The organism is Bacillus sp. (in: firmicutes) (genome assembly GCA_017656295.1).
Taxonomy (GTDB): Bacteria; Bacillota; Bacilli; order Bacillales; family JACDOC01; genus JACDOC01.
Genome location: JACDOC010000003.1, coordinates 144,981 through 168,731 on the forward strand (window position 1 = coordinate 144,981; position 23,751 = coordinate 168,731).

The following is a 23,751-nucleotide window of genomic DNA, read 5'->3' on the forward strand; positions in this document are numbered from 1 at the left end:
AAGAAAAAAGGCTTGACTTTCCGTTAAGAAAGTCAAGCCTTGATTGTGATTCGTGATCAGGCACGAGAAACGTAAGTACCATCTGCTGTGTTAATAACGAGGACGTCACCTTCATTTACGAAGAAAGGTACTTGAACAACAAGTCCAGTTTCTAATGTAGCTGGTTTAGAACCACCAGAAGCTGTGTCACCTTTAATTCCAGGCTCTGTTTCAACCACTTTTAATTCAACTGTGTTTGGTAGCTCGATACCGATAGTTTCGCCTTGGAACATCATGACGTATACTTCCATATTTTCTTTTAAGAATTTTAATTCATGTTCGATTTGGCTAGCGCTTAATTCAATTTGTTCATAAGATTCTGTATCCATGAACACATGTTGATCTCCGTTTGCATATAGATATTGCATCTTACGGTTATCAATTTGTGCCTTCGCTACTTTCTCACCCGCACGGAACGTTTTTTCTTGAATGGCACCTGTACGTAAGTTGCGAAGTTTAGAACGAACAAAAGCCGCTCCTTTACCAGGTTTTACGTGTTGGAAGTCTAAAACTCTCCAAATTCCTCCATCCACTTCAATCGTTAATCCTGTGCGAAAATCGTTTACTGAAATCATGCTCTACTCCTCCTACGTCAAACATTACAAAATGATTAATTCCTTAGTGGAATGGGTTAACGTTTCATTAGCTGTTTCGGTAATCAATGTGTCATCTTCAATTCTCACTCCACCTAATCCTGGCAGGTAAATTCCTGGTTCAACAGTGACCACCATTCCAGGCTGTAAGACCACATCCGAACGAGTGGAAAGCCCAGGGCCTTCATGTACTTCTAGACCAATTCCATGCCCTAATGAATGTCCGAAATATTCCCCGTATCCTTTTTCTGTAATATAATCACGAGCAATCGCATCTGCCTCTTTACCAGTTAATCCTGGTTTAATTTGATCCATTGCTCGCAATTGTGCTTCAAGAACGACGTTATAGATCGCTTTTAACTCGTCAGACGGCTCTCCCACCGCAATCGTACGTGTAATATCTGAAACATATCCTTTATAATATGCCCCATAATCAAGCGTAACAAAATCACCTTTTTCAATGACTTTGTCTGATGCCACTCCATGAGGCAGTGCTGATCGGTGTCCTGAGGCAACAATAATATCAAAGGATGAGGATGAAGCTCCACATTTACGCATAAAAAATTCTAATTCGTTGGAGACATCCAATTCTGTTATACCAGGGCGAATAAAGTCTAGAATATGCTTAAATGCAGCATCGGCAATATCCGCTGCTTCCTTTAATATCTTAATCTCTGATTCCGTCTTAATCAAGCGTAAGTTTTCAACAAGGCGAGAAACAGGCACTAGCTCTCCCTCAAAGGCTGCTTCAAGCTGTTTAAAACTAGCAAATGTCATATGGTCTTGTTCAAACCCTAGTGTGCGAATTTTACGCTCTTTCGCTTGCTTTGCCACTTCATCGAAAATTAAACCTTGATGTTGAATAATTTCATAGCCGTCACATTGATTTTGTGCTTGTTCTACATAACGGAAATCGGTAATGAATAAAGCGTCTTTTTCGGTAACGAGAGCCACACCAGCTGAGCCCGTAAAATTTGTCATATACCGACGGTTGTATGTACTCGTAATTAATAACCCATCCAGTTGTTGCTTCGCCAGATGTTCGCGAAGTTTTTCTAATTTATTCACTTAGTTCTCCCCCTTTAAAATGATGTAATAAAGCGAAAAGCGCCAATTCATACCCATAGACACCAAAGCCACTTATTTGCCCAATTGTAACAGGCGCGATGACCGAACGGTGACGAAATTCTTCCCGTTGGTGAATATTCGAAATATGTACTTCAATGACAGGTAAATCAATGGCAGCTACTGCATCTCGCAGTGCATAGCTGTAGTGGGTGTAGGCTCCTGGATTAAAAATAACACCAACAAAGCCATCTTCGTTTGCTTGATGAAGCTGGTCAATCAATTCTCCTTCATGGTTGGATTGGAACGAAACGACTTCTACGTTGTACGATGTTCCAAGTTGCTTTAAGTGATCTTCTATATCTTTTAGAGTGGTTTGACCGTAAATCGTCGGTTCCCGCTTTCCTAATAAATTTAAATTTGGACCGTTTAACAATAATATTTTCTTCATTTCCGTCACCTAAAAAAAGAATGTTCAACAAGAACATTCTACCATACTTCACCAGTATAAAACTACTGAAGAAACGAAGCTAATGTTGGATTCTTTTTTCCATTTCGTGTTGCTGTTCTTTATGTTCATACGAAATTGAATAGCCTACAAATATTCCAAATAAGATATACAAACAAACAGTGGTAATAATTGTATTTACATCTAATTCCGTTAGAGGTTTTACACTTGGAAACATTGGCTTTAACAACGTGAATATAATGAGAAACAATAGTAGACCATAACCAGCTCCTACCCACATGCTTTCCCGTTTTCGGAACATCGCATAATAAATGAGTGCCGCCCCAATTGCCAATATACCTATGAGAATGATGGCAAGTGTCGTTCCAATCCACCCGTTTTTCCAGTCACCAATTGCCCAGAAATCAAAAATCACTCTTGGTGAAATGGTTGTAAAATGAAATAAATAAGACACATATCCAATTAAACTCCATAATACTCCGCCAATAAAACCGGTTAACACCGACAACGTTAATAAGGACATTGGCTGTTCTTTTTGATTTTGTTCAAGTTTCTCGCAATCATTTGTCATATTAGCCACCTCCTGTTCGTAGTATGTCCATTTTGCTACGAACTTTTTCAAAAATGATTGTATAAACGATTGACGTTTTCCTTCTAGTTTCCAACACCTTTTTTATAGTAGAATAGAGATAAAATATCGGTAACAAACATAGGTATATCACAAATAGGTTGGTGATTTACATGGAAGAAAAAAGACCGGTGTATGGTGGCCAAGCGGTCGTTGAAGGTGTTATGTTTGGGGGAAAAAAACATACGGTCACTGCTATACGCCGTAAAGATCAATCAATTGACTATTTTCATGTACCGAAGTCATCTCCCCATTGGGTACGACTACTAAAAAAGATTCCATTTATTCGTGGAATCGTTGCCATTATTGAAGCAAGTGCGATTGGATCAAAGCATTTGAATTTTTCTACCGAACGCTTTGATGTCGATCCTAGAGAAGATTATCACATCGTACAACAACAAAGTTCAAAATTTACAATTGTTCTTGGCGTAGCCCTTGTTGGGGTTCTCTCCTTTTTATTCGGAAAAGTTCTATTTACATTACTTCCTGTATTCTTAGCCGAATTTACTCGTCCTCTTTTTTCAAGTGATACCGCCCAAATTTTAATTGAGGGGTTCTTTAAATTTCTGTTACTTCTAACATATATATACGCGATATCCCTCACTCCTTTAATTAAGCGGGTGTTTCAGTATCACGGAGCTGAACATAAAGTCATTAATGCCTTTGAAAATGGAGTAGAACTTACAGTAGAAAACGTTCAGGCACAATCAAGGCTCCATTACCGTTGCGGTAGTAGCTTTATTCTATTTACTGTTATTGTAGGAATTTTCGTTTATATGCTTGTTCCTACAGAGCCTTTATGGGTCCGAATTGTGAACCGTTTAGCCTTAATTCCAATCGTCTTAGGTGTATCGTTTGAAGTGCTTCAGCTTACCAATGCACTAAGAAATCTTCCTATCTTAAAATATCTTGGATACCCTGGTCTTTGGTTACAATTATTAACAACAAAAGAACCGACAGATGATCAAGTTGAAGTAGCGATTTCCGCGTTTAATGAGCTCCTAAAAATGGAAAATAATGAACAAAAGGAACTTCGGATGCGATCCTTCTCATAATTTCCAAAATCGATGTTTAAATTTGTAAAAGATTGCTCATCATGCTCATAGGAGGTGGCTTTCTATGAATGTACGTTTTGTCGTTATTTCGGTGATCGGTCTCCTTGCCATCGTCGGGCTATTAACGACGATTATGCAAGAACCGATTCAGTTGTTGAAGCAATTGGTGTTCATTGCCGTAGCCATTGGATTGTTTTTCTTCTTTTATCACCTTTTTTGGAAAGCACAACCTAAGAGAAAAGAGCAGCGAGCATTTCGTAAAGCAGCCCTTCAATCCAAGAAACGATTAAAAAAACGACAACAAAAAGACCAATCGAAACGCCCAAATAGTTGGAAAAAAGAACACCGTAAACGGTCAAACGTTCATTTAACAGTCATCGAAGGAAAAAAAGGTAAGAAGAAAAATCGGGCTTTATAGCTTGATATTTTCTTCTTTTCTTTTTGCCCGTTCCCCTCAATAGCTCCATTTCATTAAAAAAGCTTCTGCTTTTTTTTTGCCTAGTTCGATGAGCGCCTCTTTTTGTTCCTCTGTAATGTGGAAATCCGTCGCAATCAAATTAGCGGTTGGAATAAATATGATATTTTTTTCGTGTTTTCGAGAAATGTAACGTGAATCATGGGCCTCTTTCATTGTTTGAAATAAAGCTTCAAACAGTGCAAACGCATTTGCAATCTTTTTTTTCGGTCGTTCACTCGTTTTTGGACTTAATTTGACACCGATAACCGGACGAACTTTTTTCGTCTCATCTTGGTCAAATAACCAGATCGGAAAATTACTTAATACACCACCGTCGACGATGTAACAACTCCCTTTCTTCGTTCGTAATTTTACAGGTTCAAAAAAATACGGTAAACCGCAGCTCATTCGGACTGCTTTTGCTACTGGAAATGAAGATGGATCAATGCCATATATTTTTAAATCGTCTGGTAAAATTAATATCCTTCCGTTCGTTAAATCACTCGCAACGATTTTTAGTGATCCTGGCGGTAAATCACCAAACGTCCTTACTCCTTTCGTAGCTAAATGATGATTTACCCATTTTTCCAGTTGATCCCCTTTGTACAACCCCATTCGCCAATATAAAAAGAGCCACTTCGCCAATGGAAATTGGATGAATGTTCTTCTTTCATCGAGAAATTCGCTTAAATTGAGTTGTTTAAGTAATTGACATAATTCTTCTCCCTTATATCCAGCACTAATCAGCGCGGCAATTAACGCCCCCGCGCTTGTTCCGGCTAGTCGTTTAAATACAAATCCGTTCTTCTCCAATGTTTGGTACGCTCCAACGAGTGCGTATCCTCGCACTCCTCCCCCTGAAAAAACCCCATCGATGTACATGTTATCCAACTCCTTCTCGTTCTTTGATACATCTTTAATCAAAGGAAGCAGAAAATAGAACTAGGGGAACGAGTGAAAGTGCGTACATTCATTGGAAGAATAGGTTGTAAGAAATAAAAAAGGTGCAGGAAAATTCCCTACACCTTATATTTCAGTTACAGTCCGCATTTTAACTGGGCACCACAGTTTGTACAAGTGTTGCAGCCACCTACTTCTTGTACTTTTCCTTTTCTACAAACTGGACATATGTTGCCAATTTCGTTTCCGATTGTGACATCGGTTGAACGAACATCTTGAATCGTATCGACTAACACGACCGGATGTTCTTCAGGTAAGGTCATGTTATGCTCTTCTTCTGTATGATTTTCTTCTGCTTTTAAGGTTAATACTTGTGTATCACGGCTTCCATCAACATAAACGGTTCCGCCTTTAGCTCCACCTTTGTACAGCCGTTCGTATACTTTCTTAACTTGTTCAACGGTGTATCCTTTCGGAGCATTGACCGTTTTGGAAATGGAGCTGTCAATCCAGCGCTGAATGACGCATTGGACATCCGCATGCGCTTCTGGTGACAAGTCCATAGCGGTAACAAACCAATGCGGAAGGTCATTCTCGTTCGTTTCTGGATGTTCGTTTAAATATTCTTTTACGATTTCTGCTTTTACCTCGATAAACTTTCCTAGACGACCGCTTCGATAATACGTAAAGGAGAAATAAGGTTCCAATCCAGTGGATACACCGACCATCGTTCCTGTTGAACCAGTCGGAGCCACTGTTAATAAGTGTGAGTTCCGAATTCCGTGTTCTAAAATGGATTGACGGATATCTTCAGGCATTTTCTTCATATATCCTGATTGAATAAACGCTTCTCGGAGACGACGTGTTTCCTCTTCTGTTTCTCCGATTAAATAAGGAAAGCTCCCTTTTTCTTTTGCGAGTTCAATCGATGCACGATACGCAGTTGTCGCAATCGTTTCAAACACTTTGTCAACTAGTTTATTACCTTCTTTTGAACCGTATTCTTTTTCACAATAAATCAGTAAGTCGGCAAGCCCCATGACCCCAAGTCCAACCCGTCGTTCGCCGAGCGCTTGCTTTTTATTTTCTTCAAGGAAATATGGCGTGGCATCAATGACATTGTCTTGTAACCGTACGCCTACTTCAACGGTACACTTTAATTTTTCAAAGTCGACTTCTTTTGTCTCTTTATTCACCATTTTCGCCAAATTCACTGCCGCTAAATTACATACGGAATATGGGGCTAATGGCTGCTCCCCGCATGGGTTAGTCGCCACTACTTTTTGACCATACGCTCGAGCATTTGTCATTTCGTTCGCATTATCAATAAAGAAAATGCCTGGTTCTGCTGAGTAGGTTGCACAAATGTTAATTAAATTCCAAAGTTCTTTTGCGCGAATTTTCCGGTACGTCCGTACTTTATAACCCATTTTTTCCCACTCACGGACATCTCCAACGTGATGCCACTGTTCATTGTAAATTTTCATTTCTTCTTCGTTATAAGACTCTACATCAGGGAAACGAAGCTCGTAATAATCATCGTTTTCTACGGCTTCCATAAATTCCTTTGTTAAACAAACAGAAATGTTAGCACCAGTTAGGAAATCCGGATTGTGAACGGAGTATTTTCCACCTTCTTTTAACATACGCTCTGCTTCCGCAATAACTTCTTTTGAAAACCCACCGTTTCCAGGAATGTTTTTATAATTGACAATCCCTTGATACATGTCGCGTTCTTGTTCAGTTAGCGGCGTAAATTTTAACTTTTCTTGTGCAGTTCTTTTAATTTGTTCATCGTTCGTATTTTCAATCAAGAAGCGTAAAATTCGTGGGTTTTGCATTTTCGAAATAATAAATTCAATAATGTCTGGATGCCAATCAGCTAGCATGATCATTTGAGCTCCGCGTCTAGATCCACCTTGCTCAACTAAATGCGTTAATTTTGCTATATCATCGAGCCATGAAACAGAACCGGAAGATCTTCCGTTGACACCGCGAGCTAACGTATTTCGTGGACGTAATGTAGAACCGTTTGTCCCAACCCCTCCCCCGCGGCTCATAATTTCCATCACTTTTTTCCGGTGTTCCGAAATTCCTTCTCGTGAATCTTGAACAAATGGCATCACGTAACAGTTAAAATACGTGACATCCGTCCCAGCTCCGGCCCCATAAAGAACACGTCCGGCCGGTACAAAGTGTAGATTCACTAGTTCATGATAAAATTTTTCGAACCATTCTTTCCGTTTTTCTTCCGTTTTTTCGACAGCTGCAAGACCCGTTGCATTCCGTTTGGCAATTTGTTCATAGTACACTTCCAGCGGTTTTTCAATAACATCAAGGGGACGAATAACGATGCCGGTTTCCCGCTCTTCGTCCGTTTCCAAATTGCTGCGAAATTCCTCTTCTACAAGCACTTTGGCTTTTTTTTCTTCCCAGTCGATTTTTAAAATATATCCTAATCCACGAGCCGGGAATTTAGGGTCTTGTTTAATGGTTAAAACGACAAAATCTCCTTCGGTTAAGGTGATTTTTTCTGTATCTTTAAACGCATAACGATCAAGCATGACCAATCGGGAAACGCCTCGATGGGTAATATGCATATCAGGGGTAATAGGGTGAACCTGTGGGAACAAGCGTATATCCTTATTTAATCGCTCCTTATTTATGGTCATTTGTTTTGACGAGGCAACTACCATGTGCTCCAACTCCTTTAAATATAAATTTACACATGTTGTTTAAGAAAATATGTATGAATGAATTATCCTTACCGTATCATAGTCTTCGGATAAAATCAACTAATAAATACAATATATTGTGCTCGTAAATAAAGCTGACATACAATATGTTGTATGTTTTGAACGGATGTTCGCTTCATTGTCAAACAAAAAATATTGTCAATCTTGGAGCATTTATAAGTATTTGGACAAAAAACTGGGAATAAAATCTTATTTTGGACATTTTTCGAAGTTGATTATTGGCAAAATTCTTTCAAAGCCTATCAAATCAACAAAGTGGGTTATTGTCAGAAAAATCGAAATATAAAAAAAGCTGCTCCTTATTAGGAACAGCTCGTTAACGGCGAAAATTCCATTCTTCGGATTCGTACCGCCGGCGTGCTAATTCTTGAACGTATGCCTCTTCTTCCTCACTTAATTGATAAGGATGTAATTCGATATTTAAGCCTTCTTCAAATCCGCGTTTGAATGCTTCCTTCGCTTCTTCCATCGTGATGGCACGTGGACTAATGTCGTTGATGGCTACAGCTTTGTTTTTAAACGCTTTTTTCATTCGTTCTTTGACCCGTTCACTTGGGTATTTAAACAGAGAGAAGAGCTTCTCTTCATCAAGGTCTAGTAAAATGGAGCCGTGTTGTAAAATAACTCCTTTTTGTCTCGTTTGGGCGCTACCAGCTACTTTGCGCCCTTCCACGACCAATTCGTACCAACTTGGAGCATCAAAGCAGACGGAAGAACGTGGATTTTTTAATTTATCTTTTTCTTCGTCTGTTCTAGGAATCGCAAAATAGGCCTCCAATCCGAGACGTTGAAATCCTCTTAATAACCCCTCAGAAATCACGCGGTATGCTTCGGTAACCGTTTTCGGCATGTCTGGATAGTCTTCTGACACAATGACACTATACGTTAATTCGTGCTCATGAAGGACTCCACGGCCTCCGGTTGGTCTACGAACAAAGCCTAATCCATGTCGTTGAACCGCTTCCAAATCGATTTCTTTTTCTACTTTTTGAAAGTAACCAATAGATAATGTCGGTGGATTCCATCCATAGAACCGAATCGTCGGTGGAATTTTTCCTTGGCTATGCCATTCTAACAACGCTTCATCAAGTGCCATATTATAAGAAGGAGAACAATATCCTGAATCAATAAAACGCCAAATTTCTTTCCTCATGATGTATACCCTCTTCTCTAACCTAATTCTATTCTCTATCAATTTTAGTCTATCAAAAATATTAAAGAAAACAAAGAAAGAGCACGTATGGTATTGGTATTTTCGTCTATTTCCCTTTGATTCTTTTCCAATGATGACTATAATAGAAATTAGTGACTAATCGAAGAAAGGAGTATTCATCTTGTACTGGTTTCTCATTCTTTTAGGAGCAATTATTGCTTATTCCATTTATACATATTTTTATCAAAAACGAATTATCACTACACTTACTCCAGAAGAGTTTCGCAATGGATATCGAAAAGCTCAATTAATTGACGTACGCGAACCTAACGAGTTCGAAAGTGGCCACATTTTAGGCGCTCGTAACATTCCTTTATCTCAACTTAAAATGCGAATGAAAGAAATCCGTCCTGACAAGCCAGTCTACTTATATTGCCAAAACAGCATTCGGAGTGGCCGAGCTGCCCAAATGCTTTATCGTAAAGGATATAAAGAACTATATCAATTAAAAGGCGGCTTTAAAAAATGGGACGGAAAAATTAAGAAAAAATAAGAAAACAGCTGGATATTGTCCAGCTGTTTTTGGTTATGTCTAATCTACCTTCCTCTCCCTCATGGCACAACTAGGGGATTTCGAGATACAAATACGACTTTTTCGGTGCCAAAATCGATATAGATTTACATAGAGCCCTTTTTCGTGCATAAAAATGATTTGACGAACAACAATTAAATATTGTTCAAAAGTTACTTATTTCAATGCATACATGTTTCTTTTTTGTACAAATTTTATAATACCGACATTTGGTAAGCACATATTCACTCTAATTACTCTTCATTTTTCAATCGTTCCACATATTCCCGAACCATTTCTTCCGTTACACGCTTTCGGGTTGGAATGATTCCTTGCTTGGCTAATTCATTAATTTCATTAGTAACAGCATTAATTTTGTCAACGGAAAAAGGTTGACCGTTTTGACATAATTGAACAGCCTCTTCAATGTATTCTTCGCGTTTCGCGTTTAAAGACAGAAACTTTTTAATTTGTTCGTGTTGGCGTTGTGAATGCTTCGTAATTGCGAAATGTACTTCGGACATCTTTTAATCTCCTTTCTATATTTACTGCGGCCATTCGAGAAACGTTTCGAACATTCTTATTATACATGGACGCATGGAAAAAAAGAGGACCTGTGGGAAAAACATCCCCACATGGTCCTTTTAGTTATTGCTTTTCGTAACGAAGAATTGGCTTACGAGCTGCGGTTGTTTCATCTAGACGTTTTACAACGGTTGTATGTGGTGCTTCTTGAACAATTTCCGGATTTTCTTCCGCTTCTTTCGCGATTTGAATCATGGCGTCAATAAACGCGTCTAACGTTTCTTTTGATTCAGTTTCTGTCGGTTCAATCATAATACACTCTTCGACGTTTAGCGGGAAGTAAATCGTAGGTGGATGGTAGCCAAAGTCAAGCAATCGTTTCGCAATATCGAGTGTACGTACCCCTAGTTTCTTTTGACGCTTTCCGCTTAATACAAATTCGTGCTTGCAATGACGATCAAAAGGTAAATCATAGTATGGTGCGAGTTTTCTCATCATATAGTTCGCGTTTAATACGGCATTTTCCGTTACTTCCTTTAATCCGTCCGGTCCCATTGAGCGAATGTAAGTATAGGCACGAACGTTAATACCAAAGTTACCGTAGTACGGTTTCACTCGTCCAATGGACTGTGGTCGATCGTAATCAAGCACATATTTTCCATCCTTTTTCATTATAACTGGTTTAGGTAAAAATGGAATTAAGTCTTCCTTCACTCCAACTGGACCAGAACCTGGACCGCCTCCACCGTGAGGACCTGTAAATGTTTTATGAAGATTTAAGTGAACAACATCAAATCCCATATCTCCTGGACGAGCTTTTGATAAAACCGCATTTAAATTAGCACCGTCATAATACAATTTACCGCCTGCTTCATGCACAATTTCTGCCATTTCTACAATATTTTCTTCAAACAAACCTAACGTATTTGGATTTGTGAGCATTAACGCCGCTGTATCTGGTCCAACCACTCGTTTTAAATCTTCAATATCAACTAGTCCATGTTCGTTCGATTTCACGGTGATCGTTTCTAATCCCGCCACAGTTGCTGATGCTGGGTTTGTTCCATGGGCAGAGTCAGGGACGATTACTTTTGTTCTTTGGAAATCACCATTCGCTTCATGGTACGCGCGAATCATCATTAACCCTGTCCATTCTCCATGGGCCCCGGCAGCTGGTTGAAGCGTTACTTCATCCATACCGGTAATTTCTTTTAAATGCTGTTGTAAGTCGTACATTAATTCTAACGCGCCTTGAACAGAGCTTTCGTCTTGTAATGGATGCAGATGGGCAAATCCATTAAATCGAGCAACATTTTCATTTATTTTCGGGTTGTATTTCATCGTACAAGAGCCTAACGGGTAAAAACCTGAGTCTACCCCGTGATTTCGCTTTGATAAGGCGGTATAATGGCGCATGATGTCAAGTTCCGATACTTCCGGAAGTTCAGGTTCTTCTTCACGCATATACCCTTCTGGAATAAGCTCTATTACATCCACTTCCGGAACGTCTAACTCAGGTAAGCTATAACCGATACGACCAGGTTTAGAAAGTTCAAAAATGAGTGGCTGATCTTGCTTATTCATGGCGATCCCCCAATTCTGTTACAAATGTGTCAATTTCCTCTTTTGTACGTAGTTCTGTCACCGCAACTAACATATGATTTTTGAGTTCTGGATAGTCACGACTAAGATCATATCCGCCGATGATTCCTTTTTTCAGTAAACGCTCATTTACCTTTTTCACCGGTTCATCCAACTTCACGATAAACTCGTTAAAGCCATAACCATCAAAAACAATTTCAAATCCGTGTTTTTTTAATACTTGTTTTGCGTAATGAGCTTTCTGGATGTTTTGCAGCGCCATTTCTTTTATCCCTTTTTTACCAAGGGCCGTCATCGCTACCGAAGCCGCAAGTGCGTTTAATGCTTGGTTAGAACAAATATTGGAAGTGGCTTTATCACGACGAATATGTTGTTCACGAGCTTGTAACGTTAATACGAATCCTCTCCGTCCTTCCTCGTCCGTTGTTTGTCCGACAAGTCTCCCAGGCACTTTCCGCATCAATTTTTTTGTAACCGCAAAGTACCCGCAGTGCGGACCACCAAAAGCAGTTGGAATTCCAAACGGTTGCGCATCGCCAACGACAATATCGGCACCGAGCGCCCCTGGTGGTGTGAATACGCCAAGAGCTAACGGATTGCTGGATACAACGAGCATTCCTTTTTGATCATGGATCAACGCTTCTATTTCTTTTACAGGTTCGATTCGCCCAAAAAAGTTCGGGTATTGAACGATTACTGCCGCTACTTCTTCGTTTATTAATTTCTTTAATACTTCAAGATTTGTAACCCCATCCTTATAAGGGATTTCGACAACTTCTATGTTTTGCCCTTTTGAATATGTCTTTACAACTTCGCGAGACTCTGGATGAACGGTGCTTGATAATAATATTTTCTTTCGCTTCGTATGGGCTGCACTTAACATCGCTGCTTCCGCTAACGCTGTTCCGCCATCGTACATGGATGAGTTTGCTACATCCATTCCTGTTAATTCACAAATCATGGTTTGAAACTCAAAAATGGCTTGTAATTCCCCTTGAGAAATTTCTGGTTGATACGGAGTATATGCGGTGTAAAATTCAGAACGAGAGATGACATGGTCAACAATTACTGGAATATAATGGTCGTATACACCCGCGCCCAAAAAGGATACATGTGATTTTAAATCGGCATTTTTAGCAGCAAGTTGACTTAATTCTTTCATTAATGCCGATTCAGATTTCGCTTTTTTAATGTTGTATTCACCTTTAAAACGAACTTGTTCCGGGATATCGCTAAATAATTCGTCAATGGATGAAACGCCAATTGCTTCTAGCATTTCTTGTTTGTCTTTTTCCGTCATTGGCAAATAGCGGTGCTGCATAATTAGACCCCTTCCCTCTTTATTTTGACCGTTTATAAAACGGAGTTACGACTATCTTCGCTTTTAACTTTTTATTTCGAATTTCAACGAATACTTCTTTACCAAGTTCAGCATGCTCTCTTTTTATGAGTGCTAAGCCAATATTTTTCTTTAATGTCGGTGATTGTGTACCTGTAGTGACCGTACCTACTTGTTCATCTCCGACAAAAACGTGATAACCATGACGCGGAATACCGCGATCAATCATTTCAAGGCCTACTAATTTGCGTGGCGCTCCTTCTTCTTTTTGTTTTTTTAATATTTCTTTCCCAATGAAATCTTCTTTGTCTGTTTTAACGGCAAACCCGATACCGGCTTCGATCGGCGTAATATCTGGTGATAATTCTTGCCCGTATAAAGGTAGATTGGCTTCAAACCGTAATGTATCACGAGCACCAAGGCCACACGGTAACACGTCACCTTCTCCTGCTTCTAAAATAAGCTCCCACAATTTTGCTCCGTCTTCTGATTGACAATAAATTTCAAACCCATCTTCACCTGTATAGCCAGTTCGTGATACTAAAGATTTTATTCCTTTTAAGTCCACCTCTTTTTTGAACTTAAAGAATTTGATTTGACTTAAGTCTACGTCTGTAAGCTTTTGTAAAACAGACTCAGCTAATGGACCTTGAAGGGCGAGCTGAGCTGTTTGTTCTGATATATTCGCTAACTCCACATCTCCTGTCACGTGTTGCTTTAACCAATCGAAATCTTTTTCAATATTAGCAGCGTTGACAACAAGCAAATAATGATTTTCGTCTAACTTGTAGACGAGAAGATCATCAACGGTTCCCCCGTTTTCGTAACACATCGCTGTATATTGGGCCCCTCCGAGGTTTAATTTGGAGACATCGTTAGTCATCATACGCTGAAGAAAAGCTAAGCTATCTGTTCCTTTTACTTCTATTTCTCCCATGTGGGAAACATCGAATAATCCAGCTTTCGTACGCACCGCGTCGTGCTCTTCTTTAATGCTCGAAAATTGGACAGGGAGTTCCCATCCTCCAAAATTAATCGTCTTGGCCCCGTATTTGGCGTAAACATCAAATAACGGTGTTCGTTTTAATGTTTCCAACACTCATTCCCCCTTATCCTCTTTCCATTTCCACATGAAAAAAGACAGAGATATCCCGTATTCAATCGAGAATCTCTGTCCTTTCACCTGAAAGTTTGCCGATTACGGCTTTCCTCTTGGGTGGTTTCATCCATGTGAAACTCTCTCCAGAGCCGCGTCCAACAAGAGTCTTTTTGCCTGAGAGATTCACAACATTCGTTGCTTGCTCCTTCGGCGCTGCCATCTTGGCAGTCTCTCCTCTTGTTTTCATTCGCCTATATTTCGTTAAATTTTGGTCATACTAATAAAATATAAGATGTGTGAGAAATGGAAATATTAAATTCCTTTCAAAATTTCATGACACTTTCATCCTACCATTAAATATACGTTTAGGGCAATAACATTATTTACATTAAAGGGGTGGTCATACATGACCGTTCATATTGAATTTGATTACAGTTGGGCGGAGCCGTTTATGGAAAAGTATGTCCAAGACGGTCCATGGGCAAATTGGGAACTATACCAAATGGCTGTGGAAGTTGAAAAACATCTAATAATTCCTGATTTTTATGGACTTCAAGCTCCTCATCATTTACCAAACTTAACGCCACTTCCCCACCAATTAGAAACGGCTAAAAAAGTCGTTGAACATATGAACGGTAAAGCCATTCTTGCGGATGAAGTGGGCTTAGGTAAAACGATTGAAGCGGGGTTAATATTAAAAGAATACATGATTCGTGGACTCGTCAAGAAAGTGTTAATTTTAGTGCCCGCTTCCCTTGTATCACAATGGGCGTTTGAATTAAATACAAAATTCCATATCCCTGCTGTTGCCCAAAAAAAAAGCTATGTATGGGAACAATGTGATTGCGTGGTTTCCTCTATTGATACGGCCAAAAGAAGCCCACATAAGGAAATCATTTATGATCAACATTACGATATGGTGATTATTGACGAGGCCCATAAACTGAAAAATCATAAAACGAAAAACTATGAGTTTGTACAAAATTTAAAAAAGAAATTTTGTTTATTGTTAACAGCCACTCCGATTCAAAACCGAGTGGAAGAAATCTTTCATCTTGTATCATTACTAAAACCAGGACATTTAGGAAACCATTCACGATTTTTAGAAAAATATAAAAATAGAAAAGTGGAAGACGATCAATATTTAAAAGAGCTTGTTAATAAAGTGATGATCCGCAATCGAAGAGTCGATACAGGTATTGAATGGACAAAAAGGAAGGTTCAAACCATTATTATTGAACAAAATGAACAAGAAAGAGCGCTTTATGAAGCGATTCAACGTTTGAAGTGGAATCATCCATTACATTCAACAAGCACCTTCTCTTTATTAACGTTACAACGGGAAGCATGTAGTAGTCGTGAAGCTGTTTATATGACTATCCAAGAGATGTTAAAAAAGCTGGATGGAGCGCCAAATCACGTCTTACAACCACTGGAACAACTCATTGATGTTATCAACCAAGTACAAGTCAATTCTAAAGCCCAAAAAGCATTAGAACTTATTCGTCAAATCAACGATAAGGTCATTATTTTTACTGAGTATAGGGCAACACAAATGTATTTACAATGGTTTTTAAAACAACATGGCATCTCTTCTGTCCCATTTCGTGGAGGATTTAAACGAGGAAAAAAAGATTGGATGAGAGAACTGTTTCAACACCACGCCCAAGTGTTAATTGCCACTGAAGCCGGTGGTGAAGGAATTAACTTACAATTTTGTAACCATATGATTAACTTTGACTTACCATGGAATCCAATGCGATTAGAACAGCGAATTGGGCGCATTCACCGACTCGGACAAGAAAACGATGTGATCATTTATAATTTTGCCACCAAGCAGACGATTGAAGAGCATATATTAAAGCTATTGTATGAAAAAATACAATTATTTGAGCGGGTTGTAGGTGAACTTGATGAAATATTAACGCGTTTAGAAGTAGGGAGTATTGAAGACCATTTACAAGATATCTTTGAACAATCACAAACGGAAGGTGAAATGAGAGTAAAAATGGAAAACCTATCATCCTTACTCCAACTAGCAAAAACGATGCAAAAGGAGTCGAGCCCAAATGAATCAACAACAAATTCATCAATATCTTAAACGCTATTTTACAGCCAACCAATGTGACATCATCGAAGAAGGAGAAGGGCACCTGTCCGTTCAATTAACAGTTGAACTCGACAAGGAATTAATGAATCGTCCATTTTATTGGCACTACTTAGAACGAACAGGTGGAACTCCTCAGCCGATGCGGGTCACCTTTATTACGGACGAAACCAAAACGAATGAACAAATAAAAGGAGAAAAAGTTCATTTTGGCTCACCGAGGTTACATCAAATCTTTGCCTCCACGAGAAAATTCGGTCGATTTATTCGGTTATATGAACAAGTATCGCCTCATTTGACAAAACAGACTTCACTTTACCCATGGCTATGTATGAATTTTAAAATTTCTTATCAATGCGACCGTAAGAAAGATTTGTTTTTATCCATGGGACTAAATCTGATTAATGGTACCATGGTCCAAGGATTTCATGACTTACTTGTTCAATACAATTTAACTCCGAAATTACCTGATTTCACGTTTACTCTTTCGCCGATCATTATGCCTATTAGTGGCATGAAACGCATTGAACATTACGTCCTTGAGGTCCTCCATCGCCAGTCTCATGACTGGGCAAATGAAGCCAGGAAGCGTTGGGAAAAAGATTTAGCTTTACTGAATCACTTCTATGAAGAGTATGACGAAAAGCCAGAGTCATATTATTTGGAACAAGAAGCATTACAAGAACAATATGAGCCGAAAATCGTGGTCCAAGTGGTCAACGGTGGTATCTTTTATTTAACCAAAGCGTTGCTAAAACCTTCTTCATAGGTTTTCCTTTAATTGATAATAAAGGAGGGCATAAGCAAGTTCGCCGTCCGTCCATTCTCCTTTACGAAAGCGTTCGAAACATTCGTCAACTGGGAGACGGTGGATTTCAATCAATTCATGTGGTTCGTGTGCTGGCTCTCCTTCGTATAAAATATCGTCCGTAAAGAAAAGATACGTTTCATCGTTTGACAACCATGGACAAGGGTACATTTTTCCAATCGGAACAACGTTCCCACAGCGTATACCTGTTTCTTCAAACAATTCCCTTCGCGAAGCATCCTCTAAGCTTTCTCCCTCTTTCACCCCTCCCCCTGGAAGTTGGTACACCCATTGATTAATTTCTACTCGAAATTGACGGATTAAAATAAAATATTCGCCGACTTTTGCTAACACTACTACTGCTGTCGGATTTTGTTTATGTACAATGTTTGTTCCCAACCGCTTCACCTCCATTTTCTTCCATCATAACAAAAAAACCGCCGTGTAGGCGATTTCTTTTTCTATTATTTTTTCTTAAAAAGGGCGAGAATAGCGTAAGGAATAATCCCGAACCACCGATACAATAAAGGTGGTCGACTATTCTTTTTTTTATGTCTCATTTGTTTTCGCTCTAATTTTGGTTTATCAAAATACTTGACTAAATTTTCTGTTACATATCGAATGAGATCATTTCCGTTCACGGTATACACCCCTTTTCTTTCGATACCCATTATACCCTTATGAAAAGGAGCGTATACGTTTTTCCACTTCTTCTACCGCAGCTGTAATGGATAAACCTGTCGTATCTATATGAATATGTGCTACTTCTTTGTAGAGACGTTCACGTTGTTTATATAATGATACAATTCCTTCTTCATCAAGTCGCTGAATTAATGGCCGCGATTGATCCCCATTAAGCCGCCGAACCATTTCTTTTGGATCACATGATAAAAAGACAACCTTACCTGTTTCCTTCAATAATTTTCGATTTTCCTCTTTCAAAACGATTCCACCACCAGTCGCAATCACCCCGGATGTGGAACTTATTTGCTTCAATGCTTCCGTTTCCCTTTGTCGGAAAACCTTTTCCCCGTCTTGTGCAAACATCTCTTGGATTGTCTTTGAATATTGGTTTTCAATCCATTGGTCGGTGTCAATAAACGGAACGTTCCATTTACGGGCCAACTTTTGTCCAATCGTTGATTTTCCAGCCCCCATAAACCCAACTAAAAAAATGATCAATCTACTCACCTAACTTTCTATCCAACGTTCAATGCGCCTGTTCTCTAAATTATAACTTATTATAATAGGTAATTGTTGATCGACTGTCAACGTGACGTAAACGTTTTGCTCCCCTTCGTCAATAAAATAATGGACCGTTATTCCATTTACCATTACCGTACCTTCCCTTGTCTTCTCTTCTTCGATTTGTTTTTTCACGTATTCCCACGAAGCTAAAACAGCTATTCGTTTTTGATAATACTTTTGCACTTCATCTCCATATTTTATTTTGCTTAAAAAAAGTGGAAGGGAAGCAGTGATAATCGTGAGAACTAGCGCCATTGTCCACATCATAACTGGAAAAGTAAAACCGCACTCCCTTGTTAATGGGTTATATCTAGATAGTGGGTAAATTGCGCAGTCTGTACCGTCCCATCCTCAAACGTCACCTCCCATTGAAAACCATTTTTTATAGCCATTAGTTGAATTCGATCCACGTTCTGAAGCGCTATTTCATGCCCTTGGCCATTTCGTCTTCTACGGATCATATTGCCATATGTTTCATATGTCACCTTATCTCCAAGAAGCTCAAAGGTAATTTGATTGCTGCCTAAAGTCCAATGTGAGCACTGCAGCCATTCCATTCGAAACTGGATAACAAACAACTCCCACTCTTGCCAACTCGATGAAGTAACTTCATGCTTCCAACCTCCGACGATGGTAACAATTAATGGAAGAGAGGACAATATCAACAGGAAAATAGAAAAGGTAAAAAGCATCTCAACAAGCGTAAATCCTCGATTATTTTGTGTTCGCATCAACACACCTCTCCACTACATCCTCACCTTTAAAGGAATAACGTACACAACATGTAATCTCATCTTTCCAAAAAACATTAAATGAGAATGGGTTAACATCCACTGTTCTTTCTGATCGGTCTCCAGTGTATACAAAACGTTCTATTTCCTCATACAATAGTCGGTATGCATGAACCTCACCATAACTTTGATTTAATTGCTCCGAAAGTTGAATCAATAGAGGAAGGAGAGTGACAAGTATAACAAACGCGTTCATAGCTACAAGTCCTTCCGTCATCATCGATCCTTTATTGCTTTTGAACACGAAATCTCCCCTTTCCAATATAGGTCGTCAGTTTCCACACGGAATCTTGATAACGAAATGTCACCGTTCCGAAGCGACTTACATTTCCGTTCGGAAGAAAATCAATGGATGTTAACGAGCCATAATACATATCCATGTCGGGCGGTAAGGTTTGTTCTGTAAGAAGTTGAAAGGTGGTAGGAACACGTACTAGGTAACGGTCGTCAACATAACTATAAAGTACTTGAACTCGTTGTTGACGATTGATGGCGACGCTTTGTGCGTAATATAAATCTCCTTTCAGTTGGGCAAAGGTCATGGAAGGAACGATTTGATGTTGAAGTTGGTTCAACAATGGAAGAGAAATAGCCAGAGAGACAAAAATAATAAGAAGTACGATTAACACCTCAGTGACCGTAAATCCTTTTTCCATATGACACCTCACGCCGGATCAATCAAGGTGACTTTTCCATCGCTATCAATTTGAAGGTTGAACTCACTGTTCGGGCAACTCGTTTCGTTTTGTCGTAAATACCCTTCCTGCACAAGTTCAGATATATCATTTGGTAACCGATTATGATTAAGTCGAAACGCTTCTACTTGGCTTTGGACCATTTGAACAAACGCCTTACATCCTTTACTATGAATTTCTTTACTATGAGAGGCGATATTAGGGATTGAAATAAACAGCAAAACCGAAATAACGAGTAGTACGATCATCATTTCTATTAAGGTAAATCCTTTTTCATTCTTCATCCATATCACCCTTTCAAATGTTGTTGATCATATCATATAGCGGAAACATAACCGACAAATATAAGATGATTATCACCATGCCTATGAAGATAAATACAACGGGTTGAACCCACTGGATTAACTGTTTAATATATCGTTCCAGTTCTTCTAGACATTGGCGACTATAATAGTCCAACTCATATTCGAGCTTTCCGTTCCATTCTCCGTGCCGAATAATAATAGATAACTCTTTTTTAAAGTAAGGTAAATCCTCTACTATCGTTGAAAACTCCCTACCCTTCATTAATTGTTCGTGAAAATATGACGCCATTTCTTTGTAAAACGGTTTAAACGGTTGTTTTTCAAAAAGCCGAATGATGTCCATAATAGAAAAGCCACTAGCTAATAAAAAGCTAAGTTGACGAGAAAAAAAGTGGGTGTGGTAAAGAGTGAAGTATGTTCGAACAATAGGTAGGCGACGATAAATCTCTACTTTTTGAAGCGGAGTTTGTGTTTTCCAATACGGAAGGAAGATGACAGCTAACCCAAGGATCAGCAGAGAGGCTATGAAAACAACGACAGGGCCGTCGTATAATAAAAACGAGAGGAAGGAGTTCAGAGAGGAAGTGGAATAGCTAAAGGAGCCATGTAAATATTCCAGTTGAGGGTACAAAAACCATCGCAAAATAACAAACAGTAATCCAACAAACATACATAACAAAATAGGGTATTGGAGCAGTCTTTTTAATTTTTGTTGCTCTTCATTCCTTTTTAGAAGCCATTGTCCTGCTTCTTTAAGTACATCAGCCATTTTTCCATGCTGTTCAGCAAAATAAATTAGGGTACAAACGGTAGGGTGACAACCAACTTCCTTTAAAACATCATGAAGGCGATCGCCATTTTTTAGTCGTTCAAACCCCACGCGAAGCGCTTTGTTTAATGGAGGCTGATCAATCGATAAAAGCAAAAAGTCAATCGACTCGACCATGGTAAATCCTCGTTGTAACATTTCCCCTAAACGAACGAAAAACGTCCCTTGAGCAACTAAAGAAAAATTCGGTTTATTCTTCCTGAAACCAACGAGCATATTCGATATTGGAAATAAATCCAAGAGCAACCCCCTTTCGTAAAAGATCTTTCAATAACGGATAGTGATAGGCTTTTCCTTCACCAGCTGCCTCTTTTAACACGCTTTGTAATGCTTTTCCAGTCAGTAATTCATATACAGGTGAGCGGACGTGGAATTTTTTTTTCGGACAAGAGGGTTCATCAATCCCATGACAATAGGGACAGTTCAGTTTCACGAGACGTTGTGCGGATACTGCTAACAATGTTTGTTGAATTTCATTCCACTTTACTCCAAATTCGAGCAGGCGGTAGATTGCTCCTTTAGCATCCTTTGTATGCATCGTCGTTAACACTAAATGACCTGTTAAAGCTGCACGGATGGCAATTTTTGCTGTTTCAGTATCTCGAATTTCTCCGACCATAATCACATCCGGATCGTGACGTAAAATCGCTTTTAAACCTGTTGCATACGTCACCCCAGCCTTTTCATTAACTTGAACTTGGAGTGCATTTTCATTTTCTTTTTCAATAGGGTCTTCAAGTGTAATCACATGGCGGTGAAGCGATTGAGAACAGTAGTGAATTAAATGATATAACGTTGTTGTTTTCCCACTACCTGTTGGTCCAGTAAAGATAATTAACCCATGTGCATGATGCATTAATGCGTACAACTTACGAGCTGATGATGGAAATAATGATAAGTGAAAGGTAGTTTGAGATGAACTGGATAAAAGAAGTCGAATGACAAGGCTCTCTTTCGAGGAGGAAGTTGGTAATGTAGAGAGTCGTAATGATAAATGAGTTGAATGGAGGTATACTTGATAGGCTCCGTTTTGTGGCTTTCTTTTTTCTCCGATGTCCATTCCACCCATGTATTTAAAATGGGCGACGAGACGTTCTCCTTCATCCATCGAAAAGAATCTAGCAGGATAAAGTGTACCATGAATACGAAAATCGGCTACATACTTTTTTTGCTTCGGGGACAAATGGATATCGGACGCCCCTTGTTCCACAGCCTCTTTAATTAATTCATCGGCTACACGTTCAGTCGATGATATAATAAGCACCACACCTTTCTTTATTCATCTATTGGCCCTTTACCAACCCTTTTCTCGACATACATTTTATACCAATATACATCTACTGTCTACTTTTTTCTCACTTACTGAATAAAATTTTTCCATTGAGTCATATTAATATTATCATTAGTGGGCTATAGCCAAGCGGTAAGGCAACGGACTTTGACTCCGTGATGCGCTGGTTCGAATCCAGCTAGCCCAGTTCAATAAATTCGCCTCTTCTTTTTTAAACGAAGAAGAGGCGTGTTTATTTTTCAATTCTAAAAGGTGTTCCATTTGATTTTGTGAACATTTTGAGAACTTTTAGCGACAATGGACTTCCAACGTTTTCTCAAAGATGAAAACCGATTATAATGATGATATCATCCAATATTTGAGGTGTACACGGATGGAACAGACGTTAAGAATAACCCAAACGTTAGCCGATCCTACTCGCTATGCCATTTATGAATATCTATTAAAAACAAACAAAGTAGTATCTGTAGCCGAAATTGCTCAAGCCTTTAAGATTCACCCAAATGTCGCCCGGTTGCATTTATCCAAGCTGGAGGATACGGGCGTCATCCAATCGATGGTGCAAAAAACCGGAAAAGGTGGTCGGCCTGGAAAAGTATATAAAAAAGTGGATGAACCGATTCAAATATCTTTTCCAAGAAGGGATTCCGCTTTATTGTTACAAATGGCACTTGATGCCTTATTATCACTCGACTCATCAACTATTTATAAGCACTTGATAGAAACAGGGAAAAAATTTGGAAAAAGTATGGTTGAAAATGAACGGAAGAAGCATACTATGAACGAAACGGAACTTCTGTTTTATCAAAAATTGGATATTATTCAGCAAGTATCAACGATGATTGGATCGGTACAACGTGTGGAAGAACATGATGATAAATGGATCATCGTATATTCGATATACAATTGCCCCTATCACGAATCGGTAAAAGCGTATGGTGAAGCGATTTGTTTAATGCATACCGGCTTTTTAGAAGGGATGTTCCAAACGTTATTTTCGAATGTAACGTTTCACCAACAACAGTCAATGGTTTCTGGCTGTTCCAACTGTATTTATCACGTAATCGTCACAAAGTAGTCATGATCTTATATTTACATTTAATTCTCGTTTCCTTTATAATATTGAACTGTGGACTGTGGGTACAAAGGAGGGATACATATGGATCGCATGTACAGAGTGTTAGGTTTCTGGACGGGAATTTTTACGATTATGTTTTATCTTGGAGAAATGTATACAACGTCTCTTATTTTCTTAGGCCAAACAGGATTTTTCATTCTGTTAAGCTACTTAAAATTATCTGAGCGCATGTACTTATATATCTTTGGCGCATACTTAACGATTTTCTTCGCAGGATTTACTTATTATACAACGTTCTTAATGACACCGGGAGCAGGTCATTAAGAACATGGTTGATGGCAAAAAAGC

28 protein-coding genes, 1 tRNA gene and 1 riboswitch are annotated in these 23,751 nt (G+C 39.0%); of the genes, 8 read left to right on the forward strand and 21 right to left on the reverse strand.

Features of this window, described 5'->3' with window-relative positions:
* Positions 1-56 precede the first annotated feature (56 nt).
* From efp to H0Z31_04795, 4 genes are all read right to left on the reverse strand, one after another.
* Positions 57-614 carry an elongation factor P gene (gene efp, locus H0Z31_04780; GenBank protein MBO8176758.1) on the reverse strand — a complete coding sequence of 186 codons (558 nt, stop codon included), beginning with the start codon at positions 612-614 and terminating at the stop codon, positions 57-59.
* A 24-nt stretch (positions 615-638) separates the two neighbouring features.
* Entirely contained in the window at positions 639-1,700 is a 1,062-nt protein-coding gene (locus H0Z31_04785) for an aminopeptidase P family protein (protein ID MBO8176759.1), read from the reverse strand.
* A complete protein-coding gene (gene aroQ, locus H0Z31_04790; protein ID MBO8176760.1) occupies positions 1,693-2,148 on the reverse strand; it encodes a type II 3-dehydroquinate dehydratase in 456 nt (151 codons plus the stop codon). The genes H0Z31_04785 and aroQ overlap by 8 nt, the downstream gene beginning before the upstream one ends.
* 79 nt (positions 2,149-2,227) lie before the next feature.
* Positions 2,228-2,737, reverse strand: a complete 510-nt coding sequence (locus H0Z31_04795) for a hypothetical protein (protein MBO8176761.1) — start codon at positions 2,735-2,737, stop codon at positions 2,228-2,230.
* Between the two features lie 170 nt (positions 2,738-2,907).
* Here H0Z31_04795 and H0Z31_04800 point away from each other — a divergent pair, with 170 nt between their 5' ends.
* Together H0Z31_04800 and H0Z31_04805 are read left to right on the forward strand one after the other, a co-directional pair.
* Positions 2,908-3,849 carry a DUF1385 domain-containing protein gene (locus tag H0Z31_04800; protein MBO8176762.1) on the forward strand — a complete coding sequence of 314 codons (942 nt, stop codon included), beginning with the start codon at positions 2,908-2,910 and terminating at the stop codon, positions 3,847-3,849.
* Positions 3,850-3,913: 64 nt separating this feature from the next.
* A complete protein-coding gene (locus H0Z31_04805) occupies positions 3,914-4,267 on the forward strand; it encodes a hypothetical protein (GenBank protein MBO8176763.1) in 354 nt (117 codons plus the stop codon).
* 36 nt (positions 4,268-4,303) lie between these two features.
* Here the strand turns inward: H0Z31_04805 and H0Z31_04810 are convergent, their stop codons facing one another.
* The 3 genes from H0Z31_04810 to H0Z31_04820 form a co-directional block, all read right to left on the reverse strand.
* A complete protein-coding gene (locus H0Z31_04810) occupies positions 4,304-5,188 on the reverse strand; it encodes a patatin-like phospholipase family protein (protein ID MBO8176764.1) in 885 nt (294 codons plus the stop codon).
* Between the two features lie 155 nt (positions 5,189-5,343).
* Positions 5,344-7,902 (reverse strand): vitamin B12-dependent ribonucleotide reductase, encoded by a 2,559-nt coding sequence (locus H0Z31_04815; GenBank protein MBO8176765.1) that lies wholly within the window; start codon positions 7,900-7,902, stop codon positions 5,344-5,346.
* A 376-nt stretch (positions 7,903-8,278) separates the two neighbouring features.
* The gene (locus tag H0Z31_04820) at positions 8,279-9,115 is read right to left on the reverse strand and encodes a lipoate--protein ligase family protein (GenBank protein MBO8176766.1); all 837 of its coding nucleotides are present in this window, start codon (positions 9,113-9,115) and stop codon (positions 8,279-8,281) included.
* Between the two features lie 181 nt (positions 9,116-9,296).
* On the opposite strand from H0Z31_04820, the gene H0Z31_04825 reads away from it, so the two are divergent.
* Positions 9,297-9,668: a rhodanese-like domain-containing protein gene (locus H0Z31_04825; GenBank protein ID MBO8176767.1), complete on the forward strand. Its 372-nt coding sequence runs from the start codon at positions 9,297-9,299 to the stop codon at positions 9,666-9,668.
* Positions 9,669-9,940: 272 nt separating this feature from the next.
* On the opposite strand, the gene H0Z31_04830 is transcribed toward H0Z31_04825, so the two are convergent.
* The 4 genes from H0Z31_04830 to gcvT form a co-directional block, all read right to left on the reverse strand.
* Positions 9,941-10,210 (reverse strand): YpbS family protein, encoded by a 270-nt coding sequence (locus tag H0Z31_04830; GenBank protein MBO8176768.1) that lies wholly within the window; start codon positions 10,208-10,210, stop codon positions 9,941-9,943.
* A gap of 124 nt (positions 10,211-10,334) precedes the next feature.
* Positions 10,335-11,795: an aminomethyl-transferring glycine dehydrogenase subunit GcvPB gene (gcvPB, locus tag H0Z31_04835; GenBank protein MBO8176769.1), complete on the reverse strand. Its 1,461-nt coding sequence runs from the start codon at positions 11,793-11,795 to the stop codon at positions 10,335-10,337.
* Positions 11,788-13,134 carry an aminomethyl-transferring glycine dehydrogenase subunit GcvPA gene (gene gcvPA / locus H0Z31_04840; GenBank protein ID MBO8176770.1) on the reverse strand — a complete coding sequence of 449 codons (1,347 nt, stop codon included), beginning with the start codon at positions 13,132-13,134 and terminating at the stop codon, positions 11,788-11,790. The genes gcvPB and gcvPA overlap by 8 nt, the downstream gene beginning before the upstream one ends.
* A 19-nt stretch (positions 13,135-13,153) precedes the next feature.
* On the reverse strand, positions 13,154-14,248 hold the full coding sequence (gene gcvT, locus H0Z31_04845; protein MBO8176771.1) for a glycine cleavage system aminomethyltransferase GcvT: 1,095 nt from the start codon (positions 14,246-14,248) through the stop codon (positions 13,154-13,156).
* A gap of 155 nt (positions 14,249-14,403) precedes the next feature.
* A riboswitch (glycine riboswitch) is annotated at positions 14,404-14,498 on the reverse strand.
* Positions 14,499-14,657: 159 nt separating this feature from the next.
* Here gcvT and H0Z31_04850 point away from each other — a divergent pair.
* Positions 14,658-16,352, forward strand: coding sequence for a DEAD/DEAH box helicase (locus tag H0Z31_04850; protein MBO8176772.1), 1,695 nt, complete (start codon positions 14,658-14,660; stop codon positions 16,350-16,352).
* Positions 16,321-17,127 carry a YqhG family protein gene (locus H0Z31_04855; GenBank protein MBO8176773.1) on the forward strand — a complete coding sequence of 269 codons (807 nt, stop codon included), beginning with the start codon at positions 16,321-16,323 and terminating at the stop codon, positions 17,125-17,127. Before H0Z31_04850 ends, H0Z31_04855 begins: the two co-directional genes overlap by 32 nt.
* On the opposite strand, the gene H0Z31_04860 is transcribed toward H0Z31_04855, so the two are convergent.
* The 10 genes from H0Z31_04860 to H0Z31_04905 all read right to left on the reverse strand — a co-directional run bounded on the left by H0Z31_04860 (position 17,122) and on the right by H0Z31_04905 (position 22,289).
* Positions 17,122-17,565: an NUDIX hydrolase gene (locus tag H0Z31_04860; GenBank protein MBO8176774.1), complete on the reverse strand. Its 444-nt coding sequence runs from the start codon at positions 17,563-17,565 to the stop codon at positions 17,122-17,124. The genes H0Z31_04855 and H0Z31_04860 overlap by 6 nt on opposite strands.
* Positions 17,566-17,630: 65 nt before the next feature.
* Positions 17,631-17,807 (reverse strand): YqzE family protein, encoded by a 177-nt coding sequence (locus H0Z31_04865; protein MBO8176775.1) that lies wholly within the window; start codon positions 17,805-17,807, stop codon positions 17,631-17,633.
* A 37-nt stretch (positions 17,808-17,844) separates the two neighbouring features.
* The gene (locus tag H0Z31_04870; GenBank protein MBO8176776.1) at positions 17,845-18,324 is read right to left on the reverse strand and encodes a shikimate kinase; all 480 of its coding nucleotides are present in this window, start codon (positions 18,322-18,324) and stop codon (positions 17,845-17,847) included.
* 33 nt (positions 18,325-18,357) lie between these two features.
* Positions 18,358-18,669 (reverse strand): hypothetical protein, encoded by a 312-nt coding sequence (locus H0Z31_04875; GenBank protein ID MBO8176777.1) that lies wholly within the window; start codon positions 18,667-18,669, stop codon positions 18,358-18,360.
* Positions 18,670-18,710: 41 nt separating this feature from the next.
* Positions 18,711-19,145: a ComGF family competence protein gene (locus H0Z31_04880; GenBank protein ID MBO8176778.1), complete on the reverse strand. Its 435-nt coding sequence runs from the start codon at positions 19,143-19,145 to the stop codon at positions 18,711-18,713.
* Positions 19,129-19,449, reverse strand: a complete 321-nt coding sequence (locus H0Z31_04885) for a hypothetical protein (GenBank protein ID MBO8176779.1) — start codon at positions 19,447-19,449, stop codon at positions 19,129-19,131. The genes H0Z31_04880 and H0Z31_04885 overlap by 17 nt, the downstream gene beginning before the upstream one ends.
* Positions 19,433-19,861 (reverse strand): GspH/FimT family pseudopilin, encoded by a 429-nt coding sequence (locus H0Z31_04890; protein MBO8176780.1) that lies wholly within the window; start codon positions 19,859-19,861, stop codon positions 19,433-19,435. The genes H0Z31_04885 and H0Z31_04890 overlap by 17 nt, the downstream gene beginning before the upstream one ends.
* An 8-nt stretch (positions 19,862-19,869) precedes the next feature.
* On the reverse strand, positions 19,870-20,184 hold the full coding sequence (locus tag H0Z31_04895; protein MBO8176781.1) for a prepilin-type N-terminal cleavage/methylation domain-containing protein: 315 nt from the start codon (positions 20,182-20,184) through the stop codon (positions 19,870-19,872).
* A 13-nt stretch (positions 20,185-20,197) separates the two neighbouring features.
* On the reverse strand, positions 20,198-21,274 hold the full coding sequence (locus tag H0Z31_04900) for a type II secretion system F family protein (protein MBO8176782.1): 1,077 nt from the start codon (positions 21,272-21,274) through the stop codon (positions 20,198-20,200).
* A complete protein-coding gene (locus tag H0Z31_04905) occupies positions 21,225-22,289 on the reverse strand; it encodes a type II/IV secretion system protein (protein MBO8176783.1) in 1,065 nt (354 codons plus the stop codon). Before H0Z31_04905 ends, H0Z31_04900 begins: the two co-directional genes overlap by 50 nt.
* 151 nt (positions 22,290-22,440) lie before the next feature.
* On the opposite strand from H0Z31_04905, the gene H0Z31_04910 reads away from it, so the two are divergent.
* The 3 genes from H0Z31_04910 (at position 22,441) to H0Z31_04920 (ending at position 23,727) form a co-directional block, all read left to right on the forward strand.
* Positions 22,441-22,512, forward strand: a tRNA-Gln gene (locus H0Z31_04910).
* Positions 22,513-22,698: 186 nt separating this feature from the next.
* Entirely contained in the window at positions 22,699-23,403 is a 705-nt protein-coding gene (locus tag H0Z31_04915; protein MBO8176784.1) for a helix-turn-helix domain-containing protein, read from the forward strand.
* An 81-nt stretch (positions 23,404-23,484) separates the two neighbouring features.
* Entirely contained in the window at positions 23,485-23,727 is a 243-nt protein-coding gene (locus tag H0Z31_04920) for a DUF2626 domain-containing protein (protein ID MBO8176785.1), read from the forward strand.
* The last annotated feature ends 24 nt before the right edge of the window (positions 23,728-23,751 follow it).

Bases quoted from the DNA above. Each gene is read 5' to 3' on its own strand.
- efp (MBO8176758.1), bottom strand. From the start codon at position 614: ATGATTTCAGTAAACGATTTTCGCACAGGATTAACGATTGAAGTGGAT.
- aroQ (MBO8176760.1), bottom strand. From the start codon at position 2,148: ATGAAGAAAATATTATTGTTAAACGGTCCAAATTTAAATTTATTAGGA.
- H0Z31_04795 (MBO8176761.1), bottom strand. From the start codon at position 2,737: ATGACAAATGATTGCGAGAAACTTGAACAAAATCAAAAAGAACAGCCA.
- H0Z31_04800 (MBO8176762.1), top strand. From the start codon at position 2,908: ATGGAAGAAAAAAGACCGGTGTATGGTGGCCAAGCGGTCGTTGAAGGT.
- H0Z31_04805 (MBO8176763.1), top strand. From the start codon at position 3,914: ATGAATGTACGTTTTGTCGTTATTTCGGTGATCGGTCTCCTTGCCATC.
- H0Z31_04810 (MBO8176764.1), bottom strand. From the start codon at position 5,188: ATGTACATCGATGGGGTTTTTTCAGGGGGAGGAGTGCGAGGATACGCA.
- H0Z31_04815 (MBO8176765.1), bottom strand. From the start codon at position 7,902: ATGGTAGTTGCCTCGTCAAAACAAATGACCATAAATAAGGAGCGATTA.
- H0Z31_04820 (MBO8176766.1), bottom strand. From the start codon at position 9,115: ATGAGGAAAGAAATTTGGCGTTTTATTGATTCAGGATATTGTTCTCCT.
- H0Z31_04830 (MBO8176768.1), bottom strand. From the start codon at position 10,210: ATGTCCGAAGTACATTTCGCAATTACGAAGCATTCACAACGCCAACAC.
- gcvPB (MBO8176769.1), bottom strand. From the start codon at position 11,795: ATGAATAAGCAAGATCAGCCACTCATTTTTGAACTTTCTAAACCTGGT.
- gcvPA (MBO8176770.1), bottom strand. From the start codon at position 13,134: ATGCAGCACCGCTATTTGCCAATGACGGAAAAAGACAAACAAGAAATG.
- H0Z31_04850 (MBO8176772.1), top strand. From the start codon at position 14,658: ATGACCGTTCATATTGAATTTGATTACAGTTGGGCGGAGCCGTTTATG.
- H0Z31_04855 (MBO8176773.1), top strand. From the start codon at position 16,321: ATGAATCAACAACAAATTCATCAATATCTTAAACGCTATTTTACAGCC.
- H0Z31_04870 (MBO8176776.1), bottom strand. From the start codon at position 18,324: ATGGGGGCTGGAAAATCAACGATTGGACAAAAGTTGGCCCGTAAATGG.
- H0Z31_04875 (MBO8176777.1), bottom strand. From the start codon at position 18,669: ATGGCGCTAGTTCTCACGATTATCACTGCTTCCCTTCCACTTTTTTTA.
- H0Z31_04880 (MBO8176778.1), bottom strand. From the start codon at position 19,145: ATGCGAACACAAAATAATCGAGGATTTACGCTTGTTGAGATGCTTTTT.
- H0Z31_04890 (MBO8176780.1), bottom strand. From the start codon at position 19,861: ATGGAAAAAGGATTTACGGTCACTGAGGTGTTAATCGTACTTCTTATT.
- H0Z31_04895 (MBO8176781.1), bottom strand. From the start codon at position 20,184: ATGAAGAATGAAAAAGGATTTACCTTAATAGAAATGATGATCGTACTA.
- H0Z31_04915 (MBO8176784.1), top strand. From the start codon at position 22,699: ATGGAACAGACGTTAAGAATAACCCAAACGTTAGCCGATCCTACTCGC.
- H0Z31_04920 (MBO8176785.1), top strand. From the start codon at position 23,485: ATGGATCGCATGTACAGAGTGTTAGGTTTCTGGACGGGAATTTTTACG.